At 74.1% G+C, this 25,128-nt stretch carries 21 protein-coding genes; 13 read left to right on the forward strand and 8 right to left on the reverse strand.

Annotated elements, in window-relative coordinates:
- Positions 1-99: 99 nt before the first annotated feature.
- A complete protein-coding gene (locus ABD353_RS15065; RefSeq protein ID WP_344624085.1) occupies positions 100-3,561 on the reverse strand; it encodes a galactose-binding domain-containing protein in 3,462 nt (1,153 codons plus the stop codon).
- A gap of 339 nt (positions 3,562-3,900) precedes the next feature.
- Here ABD353_RS15065 and ABD353_RS15070 point away from each other — a divergent pair, with 339 nt between their 5' ends.
- The 7 genes from ABD353_RS15070 (at position 3,901) to ABD353_RS15100 (ending at position 11,863) form a co-directional block, all read left to right on the forward strand.
- Complete coding sequence (locus ABD353_RS15070; protein ID WP_344624086.1) at positions 3,901-5,196, forward strand: ABC transporter substrate-binding protein; 1,296 nt, start codon at positions 3,901-3,903, stop codon at positions 5,194-5,196.
- 33 nt (positions 5,197-5,229) lie between these two features.
- Entirely contained in the window at positions 5,230-6,195 is a 966-nt protein-coding gene (locus ABD353_RS15075) for a carbohydrate ABC transporter permease (RefSeq protein ID WP_344624087.1), read from the forward strand.
- On the forward strand, positions 6,192-7,025 hold the full coding sequence (locus ABD353_RS15080; protein ID WP_344624088.1) for a carbohydrate ABC transporter permease: 834 nt from the start codon (positions 6,192-6,194) through the stop codon (positions 7,023-7,025). The genes ABD353_RS15075 and ABD353_RS15080 overlap by 4 nt, the downstream gene beginning before the upstream one ends.
- A gap of 107 nt (positions 7,026-7,132) precedes the next feature.
- A complete protein-coding gene (locus tag ABD353_RS15085) occupies positions 7,133-9,523 on the forward strand; it encodes a glycoside hydrolase family 3 C-terminal domain-containing protein (RefSeq protein ID WP_344624108.1) in 2,391 nt (796 codons plus the stop codon).
- Positions 9,524-9,681: 158 nt separating this feature from the next.
- A complete protein-coding gene (locus ABD353_RS15090; RefSeq protein ID WP_344624089.1) occupies positions 9,682-10,680 on the forward strand; it encodes a Gfo/Idh/MocA family protein in 999 nt (332 codons plus the stop codon).
- Between the two features lie 23 nt (positions 10,681-10,703).
- A complete protein-coding gene (locus tag ABD353_RS15095; protein WP_344624090.1) occupies positions 10,704-11,204 on the forward strand; it encodes an NUDIX domain-containing protein in 501 nt (166 codons plus the stop codon).
- Between the two features lie 50 nt (positions 11,205-11,254).
- The gene (locus ABD353_RS15100) at positions 11,255-11,863 is read left to right on the forward strand and encodes a hypothetical protein (protein ID WP_344624091.1); all 609 of its coding nucleotides are present in this window, start codon (positions 11,255-11,257) and stop codon (positions 11,861-11,863) included.
- A gap of 45 nt (positions 11,864-11,908) precedes the next feature.
- Here ABD353_RS15100 and ABD353_RS15105 read toward each other — a convergent pair whose 3' ends face one another.
- The gene (locus tag ABD353_RS15105) at positions 11,909-12,637 is read right to left on the reverse strand and encodes an SDR family NAD(P)-dependent oxidoreductase (RefSeq protein WP_344624092.1); all 729 of its coding nucleotides are present in this window, start codon (positions 12,635-12,637) and stop codon (positions 11,909-11,911) included.
- A gap of 50 nt (positions 12,638-12,687) precedes the next feature.
- Between ABD353_RS15105 and ABD353_RS15110 the strand changes: the two genes are divergently transcribed.
- Complete coding sequence (locus ABD353_RS15110; protein ID WP_344624093.1) at positions 12,688-13,545, forward strand: helix-turn-helix transcriptional regulator; 858 nt, start codon at positions 12,688-12,690, stop codon at positions 13,543-13,545.
- A gap of 33 nt (positions 13,546-13,578) precedes the next feature.
- Here the strand turns inward: ABD353_RS15110 and ABD353_RS15115 are convergent, their stop codons facing one another.
- Entirely contained in the window at positions 13,579-14,016 is a 438-nt protein-coding gene (locus tag ABD353_RS15115; protein WP_344624094.1) for a hypothetical protein, read from the reverse strand.
- A 57-nt stretch (positions 14,017-14,073) separates the two neighbouring features.
- Positions 14,074-15,303: a serine hydrolase domain-containing protein gene (locus ABD353_RS15120; RefSeq protein WP_344624095.1), complete on the reverse strand. Its 1,230-nt coding sequence runs from the start codon at positions 15,301-15,303 to the stop codon at positions 14,074-14,076.
- A gap of 215 nt (positions 15,304-15,518) precedes the next feature.
- On the opposite strand from ABD353_RS15120, the gene ABD353_RS15125 reads away from it, so the two are divergent.
- Positions 15,519-16,412, forward strand: coding sequence for a LysR family transcriptional regulator (locus ABD353_RS15125; protein WP_344624096.1), 894 nt, complete (start codon positions 15,519-15,521; stop codon positions 16,410-16,412).
- 67 nt (positions 16,413-16,479) lie between these two features.
- Here the strand turns inward: ABD353_RS15125 and ABD353_RS15130 are convergent, their stop codons facing one another.
- Positions 16,480-17,016 (reverse strand): GNAT family N-acetyltransferase, encoded by a 537-nt coding sequence (locus ABD353_RS15130; protein WP_344624097.1) that lies wholly within the window; start codon positions 17,014-17,016, stop codon positions 16,480-16,482.
- A gap of 278 nt (positions 17,017-17,294) precedes the next feature.
- On the opposite strand from ABD353_RS15130, the gene ABD353_RS15135 reads away from it, so the two are divergent.
- Entirely contained in the window at positions 17,295-18,932 is a 1,638-nt protein-coding gene (locus ABD353_RS15135; protein WP_344624098.1) for a M4 family metallopeptidase, read from the forward strand.
- A gap of 80 nt (positions 18,933-19,012) precedes the next feature.
- Here ABD353_RS15135 and ABD353_RS15140 read toward each other — a convergent pair whose 3' ends face one another.
- Positions 19,013-19,414 carry a pyridoxamine 5'-phosphate oxidase family protein gene (locus ABD353_RS15140; protein WP_344624099.1) on the reverse strand — a complete coding sequence of 134 codons (402 nt, stop codon included), beginning with the start codon at positions 19,412-19,414 and terminating at the stop codon, positions 19,013-19,015.
- A gap of 143 nt (positions 19,415-19,557) precedes the next feature.
- Between ABD353_RS15140 and ABD353_RS15145 the strand changes: the two genes are divergently transcribed.
- The 3 genes from ABD353_RS15145 (at position 19,558) to ABD353_RS15155 (ending at position 22,610) form a co-directional block, all read left to right on the forward strand.
- Positions 19,558-20,943, forward strand: coding sequence for a DUF2252 domain-containing protein (locus tag ABD353_RS15145; protein ID WP_425555160.1), 1,386 nt, complete (start codon positions 19,558-19,560; stop codon positions 20,941-20,943).
- Positions 20,944-21,162: 219 nt separating this feature from the next.
- A complete protein-coding gene (locus tag ABD353_RS15150; protein WP_344624101.1) occupies positions 21,163-22,365 on the forward strand; it encodes a cytochrome P450 in 1,203 nt (400 codons plus the stop codon).
- A complete protein-coding gene (locus ABD353_RS15155; protein WP_344624102.1) occupies positions 22,362-22,610 on the forward strand; it encodes a ferredoxin in 249 nt (82 codons plus the stop codon). Before ABD353_RS15150 ends, ABD353_RS15155 begins: the two co-directional genes overlap by 4 nt.
- Before the next feature lie 69 nt (positions 22,611-22,679).
- Here the strand turns inward: ABD353_RS15155 and ABD353_RS15160 are convergent, their stop codons facing one another.
- Positions 22,680-23,927 (reverse strand): MFS transporter, encoded by a 1,248-nt coding sequence (locus ABD353_RS15160; protein ID WP_344624103.1) that lies wholly within the window; start codon positions 23,925-23,927, stop codon positions 22,680-22,682.
- A 188-nt stretch (positions 23,928-24,115) separates the two neighbouring features.
- Positions 24,116-25,128: FUSC family protein (locus ABD353_RS15165; RefSeq protein WP_344624104.1), on the reverse strand; the 1,013-nt coding region annotated here is incomplete at its 5' end.

Consider the following 25,128-nt stretch of genomic DNA (forward strand, 5'->3'; position numbering starts at 1 on the left):
GCGCCCGGTGGGGCGTGGCGCGCCCCGGGAGTCTGGGACCGGACACGGGTGTCCGGGTCGCGGAGCCCCGGCCCGGGGAGGCCGGGCCGGGGCTCCGGGTCAGGCGTAGACGCCGAACTCGTACAGCGAGTCGCCGTAGGCGGTGCCGCGCTGGGTGATGTTCACCCGCACGTAGCGGCCGCTGCCGTTCACGTCGACGTCGTCGACGCCGCCGGTGCCGCTCGTCGTCGCCCAGGCGGTCGTCCAGTTGGTGCCGTCGGTCGAGGTCTGGATCTGGAAGGCCTTGCCGTAGGCGCCCTCCCAGCCCAGCTGGACGTGCTTGAAGGACTTCACCGCGCCCAGGTCGACCTGGATCCACTGCGGGTCGGCCCACTCGCTGGCCCAGCGGGTGTTCCAGTTGCCGTCGGTGGCGTTGGACGCCGGGTACGGCGCGCCGTTGCCCTGGGCCTGGAAGGTGGAGGCGGTGGCAGGCCGGCCGAGCGCGATGTTCGTGCCGCTCGGGGTGGACGCGACCACCCGGAAGGACTTGGTCTCGATGCCGACGTTGCCGTGGCCGTCGTAGGCGTAGACGTAGACCTTGTAGACGCCGAGGCTCTTCGGGGCGACCGCGGTGAAGCGGCCGTCGCCGGTCTGGGTGAAGGCGACCTGGCTGAAGCCGGTGCCGCCGCCCGCGTACTTGGCGCAGTAGTAGAGGTTGTAGCGGATCAGGTCGCCGTCGGGGTCGGTGGTGGCGGCGGTGATGTCGAAGGTGCCGCCGGCCGGGACGGTCGCGGTGTTGCTCAGCGACAGGTCCGAGATGACCGGCGGGGTGTTGCCGCCGGCGTTCCCGCCGTAGTTCTTGGCGACCGAGTAGAAGGCGAGCCGCCGCCAGCCGGCGGGCACGGTGTTGTACCAGACGCCGCCGAAGTCGTTCTCGGTGCCGTAGTGGAAGACCGTCGCACCGAGCGACACACCGGTGTGGCCGGTGATGCAGCCCCAGTTGGAGAGGTAGGCGTCGCGCTTCTTGACGTCGGTGGGCTCCAGCGGCACGCCGTTGGCGTCGTTGGGCACCTCCCACTCGCCGTCCTCGCCGGACTCGGTGATGATGTACGGCTTGGTGTAACCGCCGCTGATCCAGTCGTTCTTGACGTTGCAGACCGCGCCGTAGGAGTTCACCGCGAGCAGGTCGAGGCTGGGCGAGTAGTCCTTGTAGTACTTCCACGCGGCGGTGTACGCGTCGGTGGAGGTCACCGGGTGGTTGGGGTCGATGGCGTGGATCGCCTGGGTGACCCGCTCGACGTACTTGGCGTAGGCGACGCGCTGCTGCTCGACGGTGGTGCCGTTGTAGGTGTGGTCCTGGGTGGTGAGGATGACCTCGTTGCCGACGTCCCAGAGCAGCACGCCGGGGTGGTTCCTGTAGGTGGTCACCCACTGCTTGATCTGGTCGAGCGTGGAGTCCATGTAGGCGGTGTCGTTGACGTAGTCGGCGCCCTGGTTCAGCCAGAAGCCGTTGACCACCTTGAGGCCGTGCGCGGCGGCGGTGTCGAGCAGCGGCTTGCTGCCGGCGTCGGTGCCCCAGGTGCGCAGGGTGTTGACGCCCATCGCCTTGAGCTCGCGGATGTGCGCCTCGGCGGTGGAGTTGGCCGGGCCCCAGGTGATGCCCTTGAGCTGGTACGGCCGGCCGTCCACCTGCAGCTGCCAGTTGCCCTGCGAGCCGGTCACCTTGACGGCGGACGGCGCGGTGGGCACGGCCGGGTCGGTGAGCGGGGCCGGGGCGGGGCCGGTGGCGACCTGGACGGCGACCTTGTCGATGCTCAGGGTGCCGCCGGAGGTGGTGGCGTCGGTCGGGGTGGTGCAGTTGCAGACCGCGTCGGGGAAGCCGCCGCCGATGCCGAGGTTGAACACCAGGTAGAAGCCGTGGTGCACGGCCGCGTCCCAGGTGGCGACGCCGACCTGCGACTCGTTGACCTGCCAGACCTGGCGGCCGTCGAGGTACCAGCGGATCTGCTCGTCCGAGGTGGTGCGGTCGATGATCTGGGAGTAGGTGTGGTAGCCGGTCTGGCAGCCGGTGCAGGAGGCCAGGCCGCTGGTCATGCCGTTGTACTCGTTGCAGTTGCCGCCGGGGGCGGTGCCGCAGTGCAGGGTGGTGGAGAGCTGGCTGCGGCCGTTGACGTTCTCCAGGATGTCGCTCTCGCCCGCGCCGGGCCAGACGGTGGAGTTGCCGCGGTTGGCGGCGCCCATCGCCCGGAACGACGGCCAGTAGCCGAGGCCGTTGGCCACGTCCGGCTGCTTGACGGTGGCGGAGATCTGCAGCTGGCCGCCGGCCGGGGCGGCGAAGTCGGTGCGCTTGGACTCGACCCGGCCGGACGTCCAGGCCGAACCGTTCTTCAGGGCGGTCAGGTTGAGCGCGCCGCTGCCGTTCAGGCCCACGTTGGCCGGGGCGCCGGTGGCCGTCTGCACCTCGCCGGTGCCCCAGTTGGCCGGGCCGCCGGGGTACGCGGTGCCGGTGTCGGTGATCCAGTCGTTGCCGTTGGGCGCGGTGCCGGCGCCGCCGTTGAAGTCCTCGTTGAAGACGGTGGTCCAGTTGCCGGGCGGCGTGGTCGGCGGGGTGGTGGGCGGCTCGGTCGGCGGGGTGCTGCCGCCGCCGGTGCGGACCTGGAACTCCCAGAGCGAGTAGCCGTATCCGGTGCCGCGCTGGGTGCCGTACATCCGCACGTAGCGGCCGGTGCCGGAGACGTTCAGCGTCTCCGTGCCGCCCGCGCCGGTGGTGGTGGAGTAGGCGTCCGTCCAGCTGGTGCCGTCCGCGGAGAGCTGGATCCGGTACGCCTTGCCGTACGCGGCCTCCCAGGTGAGGACGACCTGGCAGACGCTCTGCGCCGAGCCGAGGTCGACCTGGATCCACTGCGGGTCGGTGTTGGCCGAGGACCAGCGGGTGCCGGTGTTGCCGTCCACCGCGTTGGCGGCCGCGGTGCCGTAGTTCTCCTCGCTGGAGGCGGTGACCGGGCGGCCCTGGGCGGCGTCGGCGGTGCCGCAGCTGCCGGTGGGGGTGCCGCCGCCGAGGGTGCCGTAGACCTGGAACTCCCAGAGGGAGTAGCCGTATCCGGTGCCGCGCTGGGTGCCGTACATCCGCACGTAGCGGCCGGTGCCGGAGACGTTCAGCGTCTCCGTGCCGCCCGCGCCGGTGGTGGTGGAGTAGGCGTCCGTCCAGCTGGTGCCGTCCGCGGAGAGCTGGATCCGGTACGCCTTGCCGTACGCGGCCTCCCAGGTGAGGACGACCTGGCTGACGGTGGCGACGGCGCCCAGGTCGACCTGGATCCACTGCGGGTCGGTGTTGGCCGAGGACCAGCGGGTGCCGGTGTTGCCGTCCACCGCGTTGGCGGCCGCGGTGCCGTAGTTCTCCTCGCTGGAGGCGGTGACCGGGCGGCCCTGGGAGAGCAGCGAGGCCGCCGCCTGGGCCCGCCCGGCGGGCAGGAACAGCAGCAGTCCGGCGACCAGGGCGCCGGCGACGAGCCCGGCCAGGGCGCGCCAGGGCGGTGCGGAGTGCGCGGTGGGGGCCGCCGCACGGGCGGGTGGAGCGGGCATGGGGAACTCTCCTGACGAGACGGGTGGGGGAGGACGGCACGCGTCGGCCGATTCCTGGGAGAGCGCTCTCGCAGTCATGGGAATGGTTGCCGCGATGTTTCCGTCATGTCAAGCCCCGTGCAGCAGCTCGGCCCCCGGCGATCGCCCTTTCAAATCAGCAGGTACGCAAAGCTTTTGGGCGCAGCCCCTTGACGGCGGGGCGGTTTCGGGGCCAGGCTCCGTCCGGCGGGAGAGCGCTCTCCCATCTGATCCGGCAGGCGCCCGCACGCCTGCCCGGTGGAGCGCTCTCCCACCGTCGCACTCCCGCATCACGCCGAATCCCCCGCAAGGAGCCCCGCCATGCCCACCGCCCGCCCCGGCCGGAGATCCGCGGCCCTCGCCGTCTCCGCCGCCCTCGCCGTCGCCCTGCTCGCCGGCGGCTGCTCCAGCGGCGGCCCGGCCGCCGAGGACGCCGCCGACGCCAAGATCACGCTGACCGTGAACCTGTTCTCCGAGTTCGGCTACGCGGACCTCTACAAGCAGTACGAGCAGCTGCACCCCAACATCACCATCAAGGAGAACCGCGCCGACCTCGGCGCCCACCACCAGAACCTGCGCGCCCACCTGCTGGCCGGCTCCGGCACCGCCGACATCGAGGCCATCGAGATCGGCCAGGTCGCCGGATTCCAGCCGCAGGCCTCGAAGTTCGTCGACTTCCTGCAGTACGGCGTCAGCAAGGACCAGTGGGTGCCCTCGAAGACCGCCCCGGCCTCCAGCGCCGACGGCAAGGCGCTGTTCGGCCTCGGCACCGACATGGGCGGCCTGGCGCTGTGCTACCGAAGCGACCTGTTCAAGGCCGCCGGCCTGCCGACCGACCGCGACCAGGTCTCCGCGCTGCTCGCCGACTGGCCCGCCTACACCGCCGCCGGCAAGCAGTTCCTCGCCAAGAGCCCCACCAAGGGCGCCAAGTGGTTCGACAGCGCGGGCAACCTGTTCAGCGCGATCGTCGCGCAGTCCCCCACCGGCTTCTACGACGCCTCCGGCAAGCCCGTCGTCCAGGAGAACCCGGCGGTCAAGCAGGCCTTCGACCTGGTCGCCGGTGCGGTCAAGGACGGCCAGTCGGCGGGCATCCAGGCCTTCACCCCCGCCTGGGACACCGGCTTCCAGAAGAGCCAGTTCGCCACCGTCGCCTGTCCCGCCTGGATGAGCTACGAGTTCAAGGGCAACCCGCCCACCGACGGCGGCACCTGGGACATCGCCCGGATCCCGGGCGGCGGCGGCAACTGGGGCGGCTCGTACCTGACGGTTCCCAAGTCCGGCAAGCACACCAAGGCCGCCGTCGAGCTCGCCAAGTGGCTCACCGCCCCCGAGCAGGAGTCCTGGCTGTTCAAGAACAAGGGCTACTTCCCGTCCGACCAGGCGCTCTGGAGCCAGCCGGACATCGCCGGATTCACCGACCCGCTGTTCAACGGCGCACCCACCGGCAAGATCTTCTCGCAGTCCGCCAAGGACCTGCAGCCGCAGCCGCTCGGCGCCCACGGCGCGGAGATCGGCACCGCCGTCGGCAACGCCCTCACCTCGATCGAACAGGGCAAGGCCGACCCGGCCACCGCCTGGCAGAAGGCCCTCGCCGACGTCGCCAACATCACCGGCTGACCCACCCCCTCACCCCGCAAGGAGACCCCCGCCATGGCCGCGACCGTGTCCGCCGACACGCCGCTGCGCCCCGCCCGCGCCCCGGCAGCCCGCTGGAGCCGGATCGAGCGCCGCACCTCCCCGTACCTGTACGTCGCCCCGTTCTTCGTGGTGTTCGCGGTGTTCGGGCTGTTCCCGATGCTCTACACCGGCTACGTCTCGATGACCGGCTGGCGGGCCGACCAGCCCGGCACCGAGAGCAGCTGGGTCGGCCTGGAGAACTACCGCCGGCTGCTGGACGACCCGTTCTTCTGGAACGCGCTGAAGAACACCCTCGGCATCGGCGTGCTCTCCACCGTCCCGCAGCTGCTGCTCGCGCTCGGCCTCGCGCACCTGCTGAACTACCGGATCCGCGGACGCACGTTCTTCCGGCTCGGGGTGCTGCTGCCCAACGTCACCTCGGTCGCCGCCGTCACCCTGATCTTCGTCCAGCTCTTCGGCCGGGACTTCGGCCTGGTCAACTGGGTGCTCGGGCTGTTCGGCGTGGACCGGATCGACTGGCAGGCCGGCACGCTCTCCTCCTGGGCGGCCATCTCCGCGATCGTCACCTGGCGCTGGACGGGCTACAACGCGCTGATCTACCTGGCCGCGATGCAGTCCGTGCCCTTCGAGCTCTACGAGGCCGCGGCGATCGACGGGGCGAGCCGCTGGCGGCAGTTCCGGTCGATCACGATCCCCATGCTGCGGCCGACGATCCTGTTCACCGTCATCGTCTCCACCATCGGCGCCCTGCAGCTGTTCGGCGAGCCGATGCTCTTCGGCCAGCAGCAGGACCCGACCACCGGCGGCTCCCAGCACCAGTTCCAGACCCTCGCGCTGTACTCGTACAACCAGTTCTGGGGCCGCTTCAAGTACGGCTACGGGGCGGCGGTCTCCTGGGCGATGTTCCTGCTCATCGTCGTCGTGGTGGCCGTCAACCTGCTCGCCGCCCGCCGGATGAAGGGGGCCGACGCCTCGTGAGCCGCAACCGCCAACTCTCCGCCGGCAGGGGCGTGTACGCCACCCTCGCGGTCGGCGTGGTGCTGTCCGTCTTCCCGCTGTACTGGACGGTCGTCGCCGCCTCCCGGAACAACACCGACGTGCACCGGGTGCCGCCCGTGCTGCTGCCCGGCGGCAACCTGCTGCACAACATCGGCGAGGCCTTCCGGCAGACCGACATGGGCCTCGCGCTGCTGAACTCGCTGGTCGTCTCCTCGACCGTCACCGCCTGCGTGGTGCTGACGAGTTCACTGGCCGGCTTCGCCTTCGCCAAGCTGCCCTTCCGCGGCCGGAACCCGCTCCTCGCCTCGGTGGTCGCCACCATGATGGTGCCGACCCAGCTCGGCATCATCCCGCTCTACATCATGATGGCGAACTGGTTCCACTGGGCCGACCGCCTGCAGGCGCTGATCGTGCCGGCCGTCGCCAACGCCTTCGGCGTGTTCTTCCTGCGCCAGTACTTCGTCACCGCCGTGCCCGACGAACTCCTCGACGCCGCCCGGATGGACGGCTGCACCACCCGCGGACTGTACTGGCACGTCGCACTGCCCGCCGCCCGGCCCGCGACGGCGGTGCTCGGCATGCTCACCTTCATGGCCACCTGGAACGACTTCTACTGGCCCAAGGTCGTCATGACCCAGCAGAACCCCACCGTCCAGCTCACGCTCTCCGAGCTGGCCAGCGGCTACATCAAGGACTACTCCCTCGTGCTCACCGGCGCCCTGGTCGCCAGCCTGCCGGTGATCGCCGCCTTCCTCCTGATGGGACGCCAGATCATCAACGGCATCATGCAGGGAGCGGTGAAGAGTTGACCGCCATCGACACCTCCGGCCGCTTCCCCGACTCCCCCGCACCCGACGCCCCCGGCGCCACCGACGCCGTCGGACCCGAGGTCCTCGACACCGCACGCAAGGCCCGCCTGGTCTCCGGCGGCGGCACCTTCCGCACCAGCGCCGAACCGGCCCTCGGGCTGCGGCCGATCGTCACCTCGGACGGCCCGATCGGCGTCCGCGGCGAACGCTGGGACGAGACCGACACCGCCCTCGCGCTGCCCTCCCCCACGGCGATGGCCGCCAGCTGGGACGAGGAACTGGTCGAGCACCTCGGCACGCTGCTCGCCGCCGAGGCCCGCCGCAAGGGCGTCGACGTGCTGCTCGCACCGACCCTCAACCTGCACCGCTCCCCGTACGCCGGCCGGAACTTCGAGTGCTTCGCCGAGGACCCGCTGCTCACCGGACGGATCGGGGCCGCGTACGTCCGCGGGGTGCAGGGCGGCGGGGTCGCCGCGACCGCCAAGCACTACGTCGGCAACGAGTCCGAGACCGAGCGGCTCACCCTGGACGCCGCGATCGACGAACGCACCCTGCGCGAGGTCTACCTCGCCCCCTTCGAGGCCGCCGTCCGGGCCGGGGTGTGGGCGGTGATGTCGGCGTACAACGGCGTCAACGGCCGTTCCATGAGCGAGTCGCCGCTGCTGGCCGAGCCGCTCAAGGGCGAGTGGGGCTTCGACGGCCTGGTGGTCTCCGACTGGGGGGCCGTCCGCAGCACCGAGACCGCCGGCGCGGCCGCCGTCGACCTCGCCATGCCCGGCCCCAACGAGCACTGGGGCGAGCGGCTCGCCGAGGCCGTCCGCACCGGCCGGGTGCCGGCCGCGGCCCTGGACGACAAGGTACGCCGGCTGCTCCGTCTGGCCCGGCGGGTCGGCGCCCTGGAGGGCACCCCCGCGCGGCCCCCGGTCGCGGCCCGCCCGGAGCGGGACCGCGCGCGGCTGCGCCGGGCCGCGGCCACCGGGGCCGTGCTGCTGACCAACCGCGGCGGGCTGCTGCCGCTGGACCCGGCCCGGGTGCGCCGGATCGCCGTCCTCGGACCCGGCGCGGCCGCCGCACGGATCCAGGGCGGCGGCAGCGCCTCGGTCTACCCGGCCTCGGTGGTGTCGCCGCTGGACGGCATCCGGGCCGCGCTCCCGCCCGGTGTCGAGGTCGTCCACGCGCCCGGCGTCCGGAGCTCGGTGCGCCCGACCCCGGTCGCCGCCGGCGACTGCCGCAACCCGGTGACCGGCCGGCCCGGCGTCCACGTCCGCTTCCTGGACGTCGCCGGCCGGGTGCTGCACACCGAGGACCGGCCGAGCGGGCGCTCCTTCGAGGTCGACGAGTCGGTCGACCTCACCGCCCTGCACAGCGTCGACCTGCGGACGGTGCTGCGGGTCGGCACCGCCGGACGCTGGCGGCTCGGGGTGGTCGGGCTCGGCGCCGTCCCGCTGCGGGTGGACGGCCGGACGGTGCTCGACTGCTACACGGCACCGGAGTCCGACGACCCGACCTACCTGCACGTCATGCCGTCGTTCCGGCAGGCCGAGGTCGAACTCGCGGCCGGGCAGGAGACCGAGGTGGCGGCCCGGCGGATCGTGGAGCCCGGCCACGGCCGGGTCGTCGCGCTGACCGCGGACGCCCCGGCCGGCACCCCCGAGGAGGAGCTCGCCGCTGCCGTCGAACTCGCCCGCGGGGCCGACGCCGTGATCGTCGTGGTCGGCACCTCCGAACAGCACGAGAGCGAGGGGTTCGACCGCAGCACCCTCGACCTGCCGGACGGGCAGAACGCCCTGGTCTCCGCGGTGGCGGCGGCCAACCCGGCCACGGTCGCGGTGGTCACCTCCGGCGGACCGGTGCTGATGCCCTGGCGCGGCGAGGCCGCGGCGGTGCTGCTCGGCTGGTTCCCCGGCCAGGAGGGCGGCGACGGACTGGCCGACGTCCTCTTCGGCCGCGCCGAACCGGGCGGCCGGCTGCCCGCCACCTGGCCGGCCACCGGCGCCGGACCCGCCGTCCCCGGCACCCGTCCCCGGGACGGCGTGCTCGCCTACCGCGAGGGCCTGCACCTCGGCCACCGCGGCTGGCTGCGGGCCGGCGCCGAGCCCGCCTACTGGTTCGGCCACGGGCTGGGCTACGGGCAGTGGGAGTACCTCGCGGTGGAGGTGCCGCAGCACGTCGCACCGGGCGCCGGGTTCACCGTCCGGACGGTGCTGCGCAACACCGGCCGGCGGGCCTCGCGCGAGGTGGTGCAGGTGTACCTGGCCAGGCCCGGCAGTGCCGTGGAACGGCCGGTGCGCTGGCTGGCCGGGTTCGCGGCCGTCCGGGCCGAGCCCGGGCAGCGGGTGGAGGCCCGGATCGAGGTCGCACCGCGGGCGCTCGCCCACTGGTCGGTCGAGGAGCGCCGCTGGCTGGCCGAGGAGGGCGTGTTCACGGTGCTGGTCGGGCCGTCCTGCGGCGAGGTGCCGCTGTCCGCGGCCGTGGAGGTCGTCGCCGCCGACGGGTGAGTGCTCCGGCGGTGACCGGTGGGCGGACGGGGGTCCCGGCCGCCGGTCACCGCCGGTTAGGCTGACCGGCGATCGGAGAGCGTTTGCCGTGGTGTCCGCCCCGGGCGCCGCCCGGCCCGTGCCTCCCGAGCCGTACCACCGACCCAGGGAGCAGCAGCATGGAGCCCGCCGCCGACCGTCCGATCCGCTGGGGCGTCCTCGCGACCGGCGGCATCGCCGCCTCCTTCACCGAGGACCTGCTGCACGTGGAGGGCGCCGAACTGCTGGCGGTGGCCTCCCGTTCCGAGCAGGGCGCCCGCGCCTTCGCCGACCGCTTCGGCGTGCCCCGCGCGTACGGGAGCTGGCGGGAGCTGGCGGCCGACCCGGACGTGGACGTGGTGTACGTGGCCACCCCGCACGCCCACCACCACGGCGCGACGTCGCTGCTGCTGGACGCCGGCAAGTCGGTGCTCTGCGAGAAGCCGTTCACGCTGAGCGCCCCGCAGACGGAGGAGCTGGTCGCGACCGCGCGCAAGCGCGGGCTCTTCCTGATGGAGGCGATGTGGACCTACCTCGACCCGACGGTGCGCCGGATCACCGAGCTGGTCGCGGACGGCGCGATCGGCGGGATCCGGTCGGTGCACGCGGACTTCGCCTTCCCGGCGGAGTTCGACCCGGCGCACCGGCTCTGGGACCCGGCCCTCGGCGGCGGCGCCCTGCTCGACCTCGGCGTCTACCCGGTGGCCTTCGCCCAACTGCTGCTCGGCACGCCCGAGTCAGTGCACGCCTGGGCGCAGCTCACCCCGCAGGGCGTGGACGCCAACACCGCGATCGTGCTCGGCCACCCGAGCGGGGCCACCGCCCTGCTGGGCTGCTCGCTGACGGCGCGGAGCGGCCAGCGGGCGAGCATCCAGGGGTCGGCCGGCCGGATCGAGATCGAGCGCGACTTCTTCCACCCGGACGGCTTCGTGCTGCACCGGGACGGCCGCGAGCCCGAGGAGTTCCGGGCGGCGCCGCGGCAGGGCCACGGGTACGGGTGGGAGGCGGCGGAGGTCGTCCGCTGCCTGCGGGCCGGGCTGACCGAGTCGCCCTTGGTGCCACTGGACGGTTCGATCGCGGTGATGCGTACATTGGACGCGGTCCGGGACCGGATCGGGGTGCGTTACCCCGGCGAGTGAGCCCCGGCCAGGAGGGGGCTGCTGTGGAACTGCTGCCGACCGCGGAGTTCGTCCGGACGCTTCCGCACGGCACGGTGTTCGCCGCCGCCCATCTCACCGACGCGGACGGGAATCCGCTGATGCTGCGGTCGGTCTACGACCCCGAGTTGTGGCAGCTGCCCGGCGGGAACCTGGACTTCGGCGAGGATCCGTGGGGCTGTGCACGGCGGGAGACCTGGGAGGAGACCGGCCTGGTGCTGCCGGAGGAGCCGGGCCGGCTGCTCACGGTGATGTTCGCGCCGCCGGTCGGCGAGCTGCCGTTCAAGATCGGATTCGTCTTCGACGGCGGGGCGCTGGACGCCGACCGGCTCGCGGCCGTCCGCACCGACCCGGCCGAGCACACCGGCTTCCAGGTGCTGCCGATGGCGGACTGGGCCGCCGAACTCACCCCGCGGCGGATGCGCTTCCTGGAGTCGGTGGACCGGGCGCGGCGCACCGGGCAGGCTGACTACCTCTACCTGGGACCGATGGGCGGCCGGAAGTGAGGCTGCCGATCCAGGTGCACCGGGCACGGCTCGGTGTGCAGGAACACCGGGTGATCCGGCCGCGCGGGGCGGTGGAGCGGGCGGTGCTGCTCGACCAGGACCACGTCCTGAACGGCTGGTTCGACCGCGGGGCGGCGCGGACGGTCGGCGGGCTGTGGCTGCTGGCGGCGCGCTCGCCGCGGTCGCTGGTCCATCTGCCGATCCGGGGCAACCGGTTGCCGGGGGCGTTCGCGCCCGCGGCGGGCGGGGACGAGCGGCTGGACCTGGTGCTGGTGCACCACTCGCTGCAGTTCGCGCCCTCGCGGTGGAAGGAGCTGAGGGCCAGGCTCGGCGCCGGGGTGCCGCGGACGGCGGACCTGCCGGAGGCGGAGGGGCCCGCGGCGGAAGTGCCGGACACCGCACTGGAGGAGCGCCACCACCGGGAGTTCCGGGACCGCTTCCACCAGCACGTGGTGGCCGGGACGCTGTTCATGACCGGCAGTGCGCGGGCCTTCCGGGAGACCGCGGACCGCTTCCTGGACGTGGCCCGGCACGGCCCCGCGCACGTCCGCGCCCACCCCGCCTCCCCGCACTACTGCGCCGAGATCCACTACCTGGAGGGGCTCGTCGCCGACGGCCGCGGCCTGCACCTCGAGTACTGCGAGGACTGGGCGGCCTGACGCACCGTCGGCGGCTCCGAAAGGGAGTGCGCGGGCGGGCCGCCGTCAGGCGTCGCGGAGGATGCGGCGGGCGGTGGCCGGGCTGAGGCGGTTGATCGCCAGGAGGGCGCGGGAGGCGCCGATCGGGACGGTGCGGCGGCCGGTGCGCAGGCCGCGCAGGATCGCGTCGGCGGCCGCCTCCGGGGTGAGTTTGCGGGCCGGGCCCTCGCGGCCGGCGGTCATCGGGGTGTCCACCAGCGGCAGCACGACCTCCTGGACGCGGACGTGCGGGGTGGCGGCCTCGGCCTGGTAGCGGAGGGCGTCGAGCAGGGTGTGCAGGCCCGCCTTGGTGGCGCAGTACACGGGTGCGCTGCGCTTGGGGGCGTACCCGAGTCCGGAGCCGACCGCGACGAAGGCGGCCGTGGGGCGGGCGGCGAGGTGCGGCCAGGCCGCGGCGGCGAGTTCGGCGACGGAAGTGAGGTTGACGGCGATCTCGCCGCGGATGCGTTCCAGCAGTTGTGCGTCCGGGCCGTCGGTGAGCGGGGTGGCGTACTGGACACCGGCGTTGGCGATCACGACGTCGAGTCCGCCGAGCCGGGCGGCGGCCTGCTCCACCACGCGGGCGGCGGCGCCGGGTTCGGCCAGGTCGGCGGTGAAGGCGAGGTCGGTGCCGGGCGGCACGGTGCGGCCGCAGGTGGCGACGGTGGCGCCGCGGGCGGTCAGTGCGCCGGCGAGGGCCCGGCCGACTCCGCTGGTGCCACCGGTGACGAGGATGCGCGTGGTGCTGAGGTCCATGGCCGCCATGCTGCCGCCGGACCACGGCGCGCCGCTTGTACGATCGCGCCATGCCCAGCCGCCCCGTCGAACCCGGCCGCACCGTGCATCCGGCGATGACCGCGGCGGTGCTGGCCTCGCTCGGCGACCGGTCCGCCTCCGGGCGGACGGCGGAGCGGGTGGCGGAGCTGCTGGCGGCCGGGCGGGCCGCGCCGGAGCGGCTGCATGCGCTGCTGGTGGGCGAGTTGTGGGCCTCCGCGGGCGGGCCCGGTCTGCAGGAGGCCGCGGACCGGCTGCTGGCGGTGTTCGGGACGCCGCTGCGGGCGGCGGGGCCGGAGTCGCTGGCGGAGGCGGCCGGACGGCTGGAGGCCTGGCTGCACCTGGGGCACCGGACGGCGCTGGTGGCGGGGCCGGGCTTTCTGGCGGTCAGTCACCGTGCCCATCTGGGTGGGGAGCCGGCGGGGGCGGAGTCGCTGTTCGTCCGGGCGGTGCAGGGTGCTGCGGCTCGGGCCCGGGTGGGGCGGCGGGTCCGGGTGCGCGGTGGGAGCCGCGCGGCGGACTGGCGGCTGGAGTGGGACGGCGCGGAGCCGGCCGCGACGGCGGTGGAGCGGTTGCGGGCGGCGGTGCGGTGGGATCCGGCCGCCGGGTGGCGGCTGTCGGTGGCGGCAGGCGCGCTGCAGCTCTCGCCGCGGACGCTGCAGCGTGAACTGGCCCGCGGCGGGAGCACGTTCCAGGCGGAGGTGCTGGGTGTCCGGCTGGACGTGGCCGGGCAGTTGGTCCGCCGGACGGCCCTGCCGCTGACCCAGGTCGCGGCCATGGCGGGCTTCACCGACCACGCCCACCTGACCCATCGCTTCACCGCCCGCTACGGCCGCACCCCGTCCGCCTTCCGACTCGCCCCTGAGCCGGACCTGACGGCGTTCGGGTGAGTGTGCCGCCGGGCGGGCGGTGGCGCGCCGGACTCAGCCGACCGGGCTGCTGTCGCGACCGGCCGGCCCGACGGCGCCGAGGGCTGCGGTGATCCTGCGCGCGATGTCCGCCAGGACGGGGGCGGGTCGAGCCTCGTGGACCCGGCCGGCTTCGAGGGCGAGGAGGACGGTGTCGCGGAAGTTGTCGGCCTCTGCGGGATCCTGCCGGTCGAGCAGCGCCATGGCTGCGGTGAGGGCCGGCAGCACCTGGTCGGCGAGTTCGGCCACGGACGTGCCGTGCAGGGCCACGCCCTTGCCCTTCGCGGCAAGGACGTGTCCGACCGGCCCGGTCGCGGAGGCCAGGGCGATCGATCCGGCGGCGGCGATCCTGTGGGGGGAGCCGGTGGCGCCGGCGGCGGCCATCAGCTCGACGGCACCGTACGCGGCGGTCCGCAGGGTGGTCCTGTCCTCGTCGGTCAGGGTGAGGGACATCGTGTGCTCCTTCGTCTCCGGCGGGGAAGTCCTGTACGACTGCCTGCCGGGTCGGTGTCAGTAGTCGACGGCCTGGTAGACGGTGGTCCAGAAGTCGTGGATGAGGTGGGCGGCGTTGGGGACGGACAGGCCGACCTGGGTGAGCAGGATCCCGGTGACCCCGTACTCCGGGTCGGCGTAGGTCGAGGTGCCGCTTCCGCCGTCCCAGCCGAACTGTCCGACCGGCGCGTAGTCGCCGCGGTAGGTGCGCACCGCCATGCCGAGGCCCCAACCGCCGTGCTGTCCCTGGCCGAAGGACAGGTGCACGTTGTCGAGGGCCATGGCGGTGCGCGCGGCGTTCTGCTCGGGCGTGAGGCGGTTGGTCGTCATCAGGTCGACCGCGGGCCGGGACAGGATCCGCTCGCCCTCGTGGAGGCCGCCGTTCAGCAGCATCCGGAAGTAGGCGTGGTAGTCGTCGGCGGTGGAGACCAGGCCGCCACCGCCGCCCGGGAACGCCGGGGGCTTGCTCCAGCGTCCGTCCGTCGCCTCGTCCCACACCGTGAACCCGCCCGTCCGCGGGTCGGGGGCGTAGAGGGTGGGCAGGCGGCCGGTCCTGTCGGCGGGCACGTGGAAGCCGGTGTCCGTCATACCCAGCGGGTCGAGGACGCGCTCGCGCAGGAAGGTCTCGAACGGCAGGCCGGTGACCCTGGCGACGAGCACGCCGAGCAGGTCGCTGCCGATGTGGTACTGCCAGCGCTCGCCCGGCTGGTGCATCAGCGGGAGCGTGCCGAGGCGGCGCATCCATTCGTCCGGCTCGGGCATCGGGGTCGGCAGGTCGGGGGTGAGCCCCTGCTCGAAGACGGCGTTCATGATCGGCGTGCCGAGCGACGTCATATCCATGCCGAGGCCGAAGGTGCAGGTGAGCACGTCCCGTACGGTGATCGGCCGGCGCGCCGGCACGGTGTCGTCCAGCGGGCCGTCGATCCGCTTCAGCACCTGCCGGTCGGCCAGCTCCGGCAGCCACTGCTCCACCGGGTCGTCCGGGCGCAGCCGGCACTCGTCCAGCAGGACCGCGGCCGCAGCCATGGTGACCGGCTTGGAGGTGGAGGCCATCCGGAAGACCGTGTCCCGGCGCATCGGCGCGCCGCCGCCGTGGTGCATCGCCCCGAGCGCCTCGACGTGCGTCTCCTCGCCTCGGCTCACCAGCGCGACGACGCCGGGTATCCGCCCCGACTCGACGTGCCGCGCGAGCACGTCGCGCACCCTCTGCAGTCCCGTCTTCGAGAAGCCGGTCGTACGCGTTCCCATCACGGGTCTCCTTGCGTTCGGTGGTCGATCTGCGGCGCGCCGCGGGGGACCGGCACCCGGCCGGGTCACCGCCTCTCGGACACCGGCCCTCAGCCTGGCGGGCGCCCCTGGGGACGAACAACGGCGAAGTCGGCAAGGCTGCGTTGCCCGGCCGGTCATCGATGCGCGTTGTGTCAACGCAGCATTGACCGCTAGGTTCATGATCAGGAGGCGGCATGGAACTGCGCGACATCGAGATCTTCCTGGCGCTGGCCGAGGAACTGCACTTCGGGCGCACCGCCGAGCGGCTGCACATCACCCCGTCCCGGGTCAGCCATGCCATCAAGAAGCAGGAACGGCGCATCGGCGCGCCGCTGTTCGAACGCACCTCCCGCACCGTCCGCCTCACCGCGCTCGGCCAACAGCTGTGCGACGACCTGCTGCCCGCCCGGCTGCAGATCCAGCAGGCCATCGACCGGGCCGTCGCCGGGGCGCGCGGCATCACCGGTCCGCTGCGCGTCGGCTACTCGACTCCCTGGTGCGCCGATCTGGTCCTCCGCGCGGCCGAGGTCCTCCGCAGCCGGCACGCCGGGTGCACCGTGCAGATCCTCGAGATCCAGTTCGACGACCCGCTCGGCCCGCTGCGGCGCGGCGAGCTCGACGTGCAGGTGAGCGAGTTCCCCGTACGCGAGCCCGGCATCACCAGCGGACCCGTGCTGCTGTCCGAGCCGCGGGCGCTGATGGTCCCGGCCGGCCACGCGTTGGCCCGGCGCAGCAGCGTGTCACTGGAGGACCTGGCCGCCGCCCCGCTGATCACCCCGCGGGGCACCTTCCCGAAATCCCTGCTGGACTTCCACCTGCCCACCCATACCCCGTCGGGGCGTCCCGTCCCCCGAGGACCCGTGTACACGTTCTGGCCCGAGACCACCGCCATGGTCGCCGCGGGTCTCGGAGTGTCGGTCGTGGCCGTGCGCGCCGCGCAGTACCACGACCGGCCCGGCATCGCGTTCGTTCCCTTCCGTGACGGGCCGGCCCTCGACTACGGCGTGCTGTGGCCGAGCAACGGGCCGTCGGCCGCCGTCACGGCTCTCGTCGACCTGATGTGCGAACTCGCCGACGAGAAGCCCTGACCCGAGCCCGTCGCGTGATCCGCCGGACAGAACCCGACCGTCCGTCAGGCCGGTCGCTGCCGCACGGTCAGCTCGATGCGCCGCCGGGCCGCTCCGTGCGGAGCATGGAGAAGATCACCTGATCGTGCCACCGGCCGCCGCGCCACTGCGCGGAGCGCAGCACGCCCTCCCGGACGAAGCCCGCTTTCTCCAGGGCGCGCTGCTCGGCGAGGTTGGCGCAGTCCGTCCATGCCTGGAGCCGTTCGGCCCTGGTGTGGTCGAAGAGGTAGTCGGCCAGCAGCTGTTGGGCCCGGGTGCCCGTGCCGCGGCCGTGCGCGGCGGGCACCAGCCCGATCGCCAGGGTCCAGCAGGTGGAGGTGGCGGGCCGTCCCCACGTGCCGGCGAACCACTCGACCCGGCCCACCGTCCGGCCGGCCTCCGCGACGGAGAGCACGCCGCCGTCGGGGCCGAGCAGGCCGTTCTCCGCGAACTGCCGGCGCAGACCGGCCGGTGAGCCGAAGCCGAACCACTGGTACGGGCCCGTCCCCTCCGGCCCGTTGAACTCGCTCTCGAACAGGTCGAGATCGTCGGCGGTCACCGGGCGCAGGGTGATCTCCTCGGGCATGGAACGGCTCCTGATCCTCTCGGCCACGGGGTTCGACCCCAGGTGGCCGGCACGGGCAACGCCCCCGACTCTTCCACACGCGGGTCCGCACCTCTCGTGACTGTCCCTCACAAGTCGTTCCGTGGGCGGTCTTTACGGGAACTGTCCTGGACATGTAAAACAACGTACTCCGGCGGCACCCTCCCGCCGTGCCCCCTCTCAGGTTCAGCGCCAACGCTCCCCGGGCGCCGTGCACACCCCTCGCGGTGCCCGTACCTCCCCACACTCCGAGGAGCACGATGCGCATTCCCCGCAGCACTGCCGTGGCCACCGCCGTCGCCGTCGTGGCGGGTGCACTGGTGTCCGTCGCCTCGCCGGCGGCGGGTGCGACCGACCGTCCGACGCCGGGGCCGCAGGCGGCCGCGGTGGCCCGGGCCGAGGCCGCGATGGCCTCGCACGCCGCCCAACTCGGCGTCACCGAACGCCAGTCCAGCTCCGTCCGGGACGTCGTCACGGATGCCGACGGCAGCCGGCACGTCCGGTTCGACCGCAGCTACGCCGGCCTGCCGGTGCTCGGCGGCGACCTGGTGGTGCACCTGGGCCCGGACGGCTCCTACCGCGGCGCGGACCGGGCGGCGAGCACCGACCTGGCGGTGCCGTCGACCACGCCGTCCGTCCCGAAGGAGGCCGCGGCCGCGCAGGCGAACGGCGAGCTCGTCCGTGCCGTGCCCGGCCGGACCACCGTCCAGCAGGGCGCGCAGCCGCAGTTGGTGGTGGACGCCCGCTCCGGGAAGCCGCGGCTGGCCTGGCAGACCACCGCCTCCGGCACCGACTACCTGGGCAACCCGGTGGCGCGGACGGTGCTGACCGACGCCCGCACGGGCGCCCGGATCGACGCCTGGGACGGCCTGGAGACGGCCGCCGGCGACGGCGCCTCGCTGTACGGCGGGACGGTGCCGCTGGAGACGACCGCCTCCGGCAGCACCTTCCAGCTGAAGGACCCGACCCGCGGCAACACCTACACCGGCGACGCGGCCAACAAGACCGACCTGTGCTTCGGTTCGATCTGCTTCAGCCGGGCGCCCGCCACGCTGTTCACCGACGCGGACAACCACTGGGGCACCGGCGCCAACACCGACCGGGCGACCGCCGCCGTCGACGCGCAGTACGGCACCAACACCACCTGGGACTACTACAAGAACGTGCACGGCCGCTCCGGCATCGCCGGCGACGGCAAGGGCTCGTACAACCGGGTGCACTACGGCAGCAACTACAACAACGCCTTCTGGCAGGACAGCTGCTTCTGCATGACGTACGGCGACGGCGACGGCTCGACCTTCGGACCGCTGGTGTCGCTGGACGTGGCCGGGCACGAGATGTCGCACGGCGTCACCTCGCGCAGTGCGAAGCTCAACTACTCGGGCGAGTCCGGCGGGTTGAACGAGGCGACCTCGGACATCATGGGCACGCTGGTCGAGTGGTACGCGGCCAACGCGTCCGACCCGGGCGACTACCTGATCGGCGAGGAGATCGTGCAGCCCGGCTTCGGCAAGCCCGCGCTGCGCTTCATGGACCAGCCCTCCAGGGACACCAAGTCGGCGGACTGCTGGAGTTCGAGCGTCGGCAACCTCGACGTGCACTACTCCTCGGGCGTGGCCAACCACTTCGCGTACCTGCTGGCCGAGGGCAGTGGCGCGAAGGTGGTCAACGGAGTCTCGTACAACAGCCCGACCTGCAACGGGTCGACGGTCGGCGGGATCGGCCGGGACGCCCTGGGCAAGGTCTGGTACCGGGCGCTGACCGTCTACATGACGTCCACCACCAACTACTCCGGTGCCCGGACGGCCACCCTCAAGGCCGCGACCGACCTGTTCGGCGCCGGCAGCGCCGAGTACGCGGCGGTCGCCGCCGCCTGGTCGGCGGTCAACGTGAGCTGAGCACCGGCGCAGAACCGCGCCCCGCTCACCCGGCTCCCGGCCGGGCGGGCGGGGCGCGGTGCGTTCCCCGAGGAGGGTGCTCAGGCGCGGCCGAGGGCGCGGTCGACCCTGATCTCGATCACCACGCGGTCGGGGTTGACCCGCGGCGGGCGGTAGCGCTCGGTGTAGCGGGCCACCCCTTCGGCCACCTTGTCCGGGTCCTGGCTGACCGTCGCCACACCCTCCAGGGTGGCCCAGCGGGCCCGGTCGACCTGGCAGAGCGCCACCCGGGCGCCGTCCGGGCCGGCCTCGACGACGTTGCGCACCTTGCGGCTCGTCCGGCTGCTGATCACCCGGGCGGTGAGCGTCTCCGGGTCGAAGGTCGCACCCACCGGCACCACGTGCGGCGTGCCGTCCGGTCGCAGCGTGGTGAAGGTGCACAGCTGGTACTCCCGCCAGAAGGCGAGGTAGGCGTCGTCGAGCGCGCGCAGGTCATGGGCCATGACCTGCATGTTACGGACCCGGGACGTCCCCGCTGCCTGCCGGGGAGCCTCCGGCGGTAGCGTGCTGGGCTGCAGTAGCGTGATCGACCAGAGGAGACGGAGTGCCGGTGGCAGGGTTGGCCGAGCAGACGGCGGGTGGGGCGATCTTGGGACGGGCGGTACCGGGATTCGCGCCGTGGCCCCCTCAGGGGGACGGCAAGCAGCGCGGCAAGGCGCTGCGCGAGCGGGCTCCGCGGGCGGCGCACGCCCGCTTCGAGGTGTCGGCCGACCGGCCGACCGTCGCCGAGGCGGTGGACGAGGCGAACATCGGGCGCCTGGAGCACCTGGTGCCGATACGAGTGGGACGGATGGCCGCCTCGCCGTTCGCCTTCCTGCGCGGATCGGCCGGGCTGATGGCCCACGACCTGGCGGACACCCCGGTGTCGGGCGTGGTCGCACAGCTCTGCGGTGACGCGCACGCGGCGAATTTCGGCCTCTACGGCGACGCCCGCGGCCGGCTGGTCATCGACATCAACGACTTCGACGAGACCGCGCCCGGTCCGTGGGAGTGGGACCTGAAGCGGCTCGCGGCGAGCCTGGTGCTGGCCGGCCGCCAGGCGGGTGCCTCGGAGGACGTCTGCCGGCAGGCCGCGTTCCACGCCTCCTCCTCGTACCGCAAGACGGTGCGCAAGCTGGCGAAGCTGCCCGCGCTGGACGCCTGGAACGCGATCGCCGACGAGCACCTCGTCGCCTTCGCCGAGGCGCACGACCTCGCCGGGGTGCTGGAGGCGGTGGCGGAGAAGGCGCTGCGCAACACCAGTGCGCGCTTCGCGGCGAAGTCGACGGTCCGTCAGGACGACGGCGGCTGGCGGTTCGCCCCGGCGCCGCCGGTGCTCAGCCGGGTGCCGGAGGCCGAGACCGCCGAGGTGGCGGGCTCGCTGGCCGCCTACCTGTCGACCGTGGCGCCGGAGATGCAGCCGCTGCTGAGCCGCTACAGCGTGCAGGACGTGGCGTTCCGGATCGTCGGCACCGGCAGTGTCGGCACCCGGGCGTACGTGGTGCTGCTGGTCGACCAGCGCGAGCAGCCGCTGGTGCTGCAGGTGAAGGAGGCACGGCCCTCGGTGCTGCTGCCGCACCTGGCCCGGGCCGGCTTCGCCGTCTCCGGCCTGCCGGTGCACGAGGGCCAGCGGGTGGTGCTCGGCCAGCGCCGCATCCAGGTGGTCAGCGACGTGCTGATGGGCTGGACGACCGTCGACGGACTCCCGTACCAGGTGCGGCAGTTCCGCAACCGCAAGGGCAGCGTCGACCCGGCCGCGCTGCGCCCCGACCAGCTGGACGACTACGGCCGGCTGACCGGCGCGCTGCTCGCCCGGGCGCACACCCACACCGCGGACGCGGCCCTGCTCGCCGGGTACTGCGGCAAGAGCGAGGAGCTGGACGTGGCGATGGCGGACTTCGCCGTCGCGTACGCGGACCGCAGCGAGGCCGACCACGCCGAGCTGCTGGCCGCCGTCCGGTCCGGCCGGCTGCCCGCGGAGACCGGTATCTGAGACGGCGTCGGCCATCGGCGGACTCCGGTCCACCGATGGCCGATTCGCGTCCTTCCGGCGCGTGCGACGTACCCGTACGGTCGGGTGTCGGGACGGGTGCCGCGGCCGCGGCGCCCGCACGCCCACCGACCGCGCACCAGCACGAGTGAACGCCCGGACCACGCGTCCGCCTGCGGTGTGCGCAGGCGGACGCCCGGGCGCCGACGCCTGGAGGACCGGATGACCACCGCGAACGCCGCGGCCCCCGACATGCCCGCCCTCGTCCCGCTGCACTGCCTGCGCCACGCCGAACCCGGCCCGCCGCGACTGGCCGCCCTGCCCACCGGCACGCCCGTCTGGGTGGTGACCCGGCACGCCGACGTCCGCAAGCTGCTCGCCGACCCGCGCCTCGACCGGGCCTCGCTGTTCGCCCCCGACGCCCCCGCCACCACCCTGGTGCCGAACCTGCTGGACGACCCGCAGGCCATCCTCAACCTCGACGGCGAGGCGCACCAGCGGCTGCGCCGCACCGTGCAGCGCGCCTTCACCCCGCGCTCGATCGCCCGCTGGCGGCCCTGGGTGGGCTCGGTGGTGGAGGACCTGCTGGACGGCCTGGAGGCGGCCGGGTCGCCCGCCGACGTGGTGGGCGCGTTCAGCCGTCCGCTGCCGGTCGCGGTGATCAGCCGGCTGATGGGCCTGGACGGACTGGACTACGAGCGGCTCGGCCGCTGGAGCGACCACGCGCTGTCGGCCACCGCGTACACCGCGGAGGAGATCCGGCAGGCCATGCAGGAGTTCGGCCGGTTCGGGCAGCAGCTCGTCGACGAGCGGCGCAAGGACCCGGGCGAGGACCTGGTGAGCAGCCTGGTCGAGGCCGCCGACCGCACCGAGGGCGTCACCGAGGCGCAGCTCGTCTCGCTGGTCTGCGGGCTGGTCGTGGCCGGCCACGAGACCACCATGACCTCGCTCGGCAACGCCCTGGTCTACCTGCTCTCCGACGGCGCCGACGGCTGGGCCCGGATCGGCGCCAGCGAGGCGGACGCCACCGCCGCGGCCGAACAGCTGCTGCGTGCGGTGCCGCTCGGCGACCAGGAGACGGCGCCCGGGCTGCTGCGCCGCGCGGTCGAGGACGTGGAGATCGGCGGGGTGCTGATCCCGGCCGGCAGCGTGGTCGCGGCGGACGCCCGCACGGCCAACCACGACCCGGCGGTCTACCCCGACGGCATCCCGCTGTTCGATGCGCTCGACACGCCGAGCCTGACCTTCGGCGCCGGCCCGCACCACTGCCTCGGCGCCTGGCTCGCCCGGATGGAGCTGGAACTCGCCCTGCACGGGCTGGCCCGCCGCTTCCCGCAGCTGCGGCTGGTGGACGCGCCGGACGCGATCGAGTGGCGGCGCGGCCTGCTGACCCGCAGCCCGCAGCGGCTGGCGGTGGCCTGGTGAGCACCGCGGCGGGGGACGCCGGCGCTCTCGAGGTCCGGGTGGACCGGATCCGCTGCGTCGGCACCGGGCTGTGCGCGGCGGCGGCCCCGGCGGACGTGCTGATCGGCCCGGACGGCCGGGCGGTGCCCCGGCACGCCCGGGCCGAGGCGTCGGATCGGCTGACCGAGGCCGCCGAGATGTGCCCGACCGAGGCGCTGACGGTGCACCTCGCGGCGACCGGCGAACTGGTCGCCCCGCTCGACTGAACCGGGCGCGGGCGTGTGAACGGTGCTGCCGGTGCTGCCGGGGCCCGCACCGCGGGCCCCGGCGGGCCGTCAGTTCGGCACCGGCTGCGGCGCCTCGACCACCGCACCTGCGACCGCCGCGGCCGGTCCGCCGGCGCGGCGGTCCACCGCCCAGGAGACCGTGGCGATCGCGCAGCCGGCCAGCGCGAGCCCCGCGCCGACCAGGGTGGGCGAGGTCCAGCCCCAGCCTGCGCTCAGGGCGAGACCGCCGAGCCAGGCGCCCTGCGCGTTGCCGAGGTTGAAGGCGCCCTGCACGGTGGCGGAGGCGAGCGTGGGCGCGTTCCTGGCCTTCTGCAGCACCAGGGTCTGCACGGTCGGCACCACCGCGAACCCGAAGACGCCGATCAGCACGACCGTGGCGGCCGCCGACCACTCGGTGTGCGCCGTCACCGCGAAGACGCCCAGGGCGAGCGCCATCAGCAGGAAGGCGGCGCAGATGCTCGGCCGCAGCGCCCGGTCCGCGGCCCACCCGCCGACGGCGTTGCCGATGGTGAAACCGACGCCGAACAGGGCGAGCACCAGGGTGACCGAGCCGTCCGCGAAGCCCGAGACCTCGGTGAGCAGCGGGGTGATGTAGCTGTAGCAGGCGAACAGGCCGGCGCAGCCGACGACCACGGTGGCCAGGGCGAGCCAGAGCTGTCCGCTGCGGAAGGCCGAGAGCTCGTGCCGCAGGCCGGCCTGCGGGTGGCTGGGCAGCGGCGGGACGAACCGGGCGATCGCGGCGGCGCCGAGCCCGCCGATCGCCACGACGACGAGCATCGCGGCCCGCCAGCCGAGCTGCTGGCCGAGCAGGGTCGCGGCGGGCACGCCGAGGATGTTGGCGACGGTGAGGCCGGAGAACATCACCGAGACGGCGCGGGCCCGGCGGTGCGGGGCGGCGAGTTCGGCGGCGGCGACCGCGCCGGCGCCGAAGAACGCGCCGTGCGGCAGGCCGGTGATCAGGCGGGCGGCGGCGAGGAAGGCGAAGTTCGGGGCGATCGCGCAGAGCAGGTTGCCGACCGTGAACAGGCCGGTCAGTCCGACCAGCACGGCCTTGCGCGGCAGTCGGGCGCACAGGGCGGTGAGCAGCGGTGCGCCGATCACCACGCCGAGCGCGTACAGCGAGACCAGCCAGCCGGCCCGCGGGATCGAGACGTGCAGGCCGTCGGCGATGTGCGGCAGCAGCCCCATCGCGGCGAACTCGGTGGTGCCGATGGCGAAGGCGGTGACGGCGAGGGCGGCGAGCGCCGGGCCCCCGCCCTCGGACCGGGTCGGATCGGCGGGCGGCGCTGGGCGCATGAGGGGCTCCGTGGTGCGCCGCCGGTGCGGCGGCTTCGCTGGACGGCGGGCGGTCGCCGCTGACCGCCGGAGGGCCGCGCCGATCCGCGGGTGAGGGCGGCCCGGGGGATTTCCGCCAGTCCGGCCGGGATCGGGCGTGTTCGCACCGAATGCTAGCGTCCGGGCCCGCGCCGGCTGCCGTCGGGGTGTCAGGCGGCGGTGGTGAGCGTCCGGATCCGGCGGAGTTCGGTGACGATGTCGTTGAGGGTGAGGCAGTCGGGCGGCAGGTCGGCGAGGGCCGGGCCGCTGCCGGGTGCGTCGCGGCGGCCGTCGAGGGCGTCGGCGAGGGCGTCCAGGGCCTCGGCGACCCGGCGGCCCGCCGGGGCGGCCGGGCGGGCGGCGCCGTGTTCCAGCCGGACGGCGCAGGCGGGGGCCGCGTCGACGATCCGTTCGGCGCCGGTGGTGACGCCCAGCCAGTCGGGGCCGCGGCCGGTGTGCAGTTCGGCGGCGGCGGTCTCGGCGGCGGTCCGCGCCTCGGCGAGTGCCTGGTAGGCGGCGCGGCGCAGTTCGGCCCGCTGCTCGGCGGCGTGGCCTGCGGGGTGGCCGGCGGGATGCCCGTCGGGATCGCCCGGCCCGGCGGCCAGCACGTGCTGCAGGTAGCGGCGGGTGTGCCGCAGGGCGTGCGCGGAGCGGTGGCCGACCCGCGCCTGGGTGTCGGCGAGCCTCGGCAGGTGGCCGACGAGCAGCACCAGCAGGCAGGCGACGGCGGTGTCGGCCAGCCGGGAGGCCGCGGCCTGCCGGTCGCCGCCGACCGAGACGAAGGTCAGCACGGTCACCGTGACGACGGCCGTCTGCAGGGCGAAGTGCCGTACGGCGAGCGGCACCAGGGCGGCGCCGAGGGCGACCGCCGCGGCCGGCCACCAGCGGCCGGTGAGCAGCCCCGCGAGCGGCACGAAGGCCAGGACCCCGGCGGCGGTGCCGGCGAACCTGCTGACCACCCGCGAGAACAGCGGCCCGAGGTCGGGCTTGACCAGGAAGGCCGCGGTCGCCGGCAGCCAGTACCAGTGGCCGGTGTGCAGCAGCAGGGCGACGGCGGTGCTGACGGTCACGCACGCCGCCACCCGCAGGCCGTACTCGCGGCCCGCGGGGCGGGCCGGGCCGACCAGCGGGCGCCGGGCCGGCGGCGGGGGCGCGCCGGGGGCGGCCCCGCCCCAGGGGGGGC

Origin of the sequence: Kitasatospora arboriphila (genome assembly GCF_039528095.1) — a bacterium.
Taxonomy (GTDB): domain Bacteria; phylum Actinomycetota; class Actinomycetes; order Streptomycetales; family Streptomycetaceae; genus Kitasatospora; species Kitasatospora arboriphila.

What these genes read in the sequence shown, in the direction of transcription:
- ABD353_RS15065 (WP_344624085.1), bottom strand. Translation starts at nt 3,561, where the DNA reads ATGCCCGCTCCACCCGCCCGTGCGGCGGCCCCCACCGCGCACTCCGCA.
- ABD353_RS15070 (WP_344624086.1), top strand. Translation starts at nt 3,901, where the DNA reads ATGCCCACCGCCCGCCCCGGCCGGAGATCCGCGGCCCTCGCCGTCTCC.
- ABD353_RS15075 (WP_344624087.1), top strand. Translation starts at nt 5,230, where the DNA reads ATGGCCGCGACCGTGTCCGCCGACACGCCGCTGCGCCCCGCCCGCGCC.
- ABD353_RS15090 (WP_344624089.1), top strand. Translation starts at nt 9,682, where the DNA reads ATGGAGCCCGCCGCCGACCGTCCGATCCGCTGGGGCGTCCTCGCGACC.
- ABD353_RS15105 (WP_344624092.1), bottom strand. Translation starts at nt 12,637, where the DNA reads ATGGACCTCAGCACCACGCGCATCCTCGTCACCGGTGGCACCAGCGGA.
- ABD353_RS15110 (WP_344624093.1), top strand. Translation starts at nt 12,688, where the DNA reads ATGCCCAGCCGCCCCGTCGAACCCGGCCGCACCGTGCATCCGGCGATG.
- ABD353_RS15115 (WP_344624094.1), bottom strand. Translation starts at nt 14,016, where the DNA reads ATGTCCCTCACCCTGACCGACGAGGACAGGACCACCCTGCGGACCGCC.
- ABD353_RS15120 (WP_344624095.1), bottom strand. Translation starts at nt 15,303, where the DNA reads ATGGGAACGCGTACGACCGGCTTCTCGAAGACGGGACTGCAGAGGGTG.
- ABD353_RS15125 (WP_344624096.1), top strand. Translation starts at nt 15,519, where the DNA reads ATGGAACTGCGCGACATCGAGATCTTCCTGGCGCTGGCCGAGGAACTG.
- ABD353_RS15130 (WP_344624097.1), bottom strand. Translation starts at nt 17,016, where the DNA reads ATGCCCGAGGAGATCACCCTGCGCCCGGTGACCGCCGACGATCTCGAC.
- ABD353_RS15135 (WP_344624098.1), top strand. Translation starts at nt 17,295, where the DNA reads ATGCGCATTCCCCGCAGCACTGCCGTGGCCACCGCCGTCGCCGTCGTG.
- ABD353_RS15140 (WP_344624099.1), bottom strand. Translation starts at nt 19,414, where the DNA reads ATGGCCCATGACCTGCGCGCGCTCGACGACGCCTACCTCGCCTTCTGG.
- ABD353_RS15150 (WP_344624101.1), top strand. Translation starts at nt 21,163, where the DNA reads ATGACCACCGCGAACGCCGCGGCCCCCGACATGCCCGCCCTCGTCCCG.
- ABD353_RS15160 (WP_344624103.1), bottom strand. Translation starts at nt 23,927, where the DNA reads ATGCGCCCAGCGCCGCCCGCCGATCCGACCCGGTCCGAGGGCGGGGGC.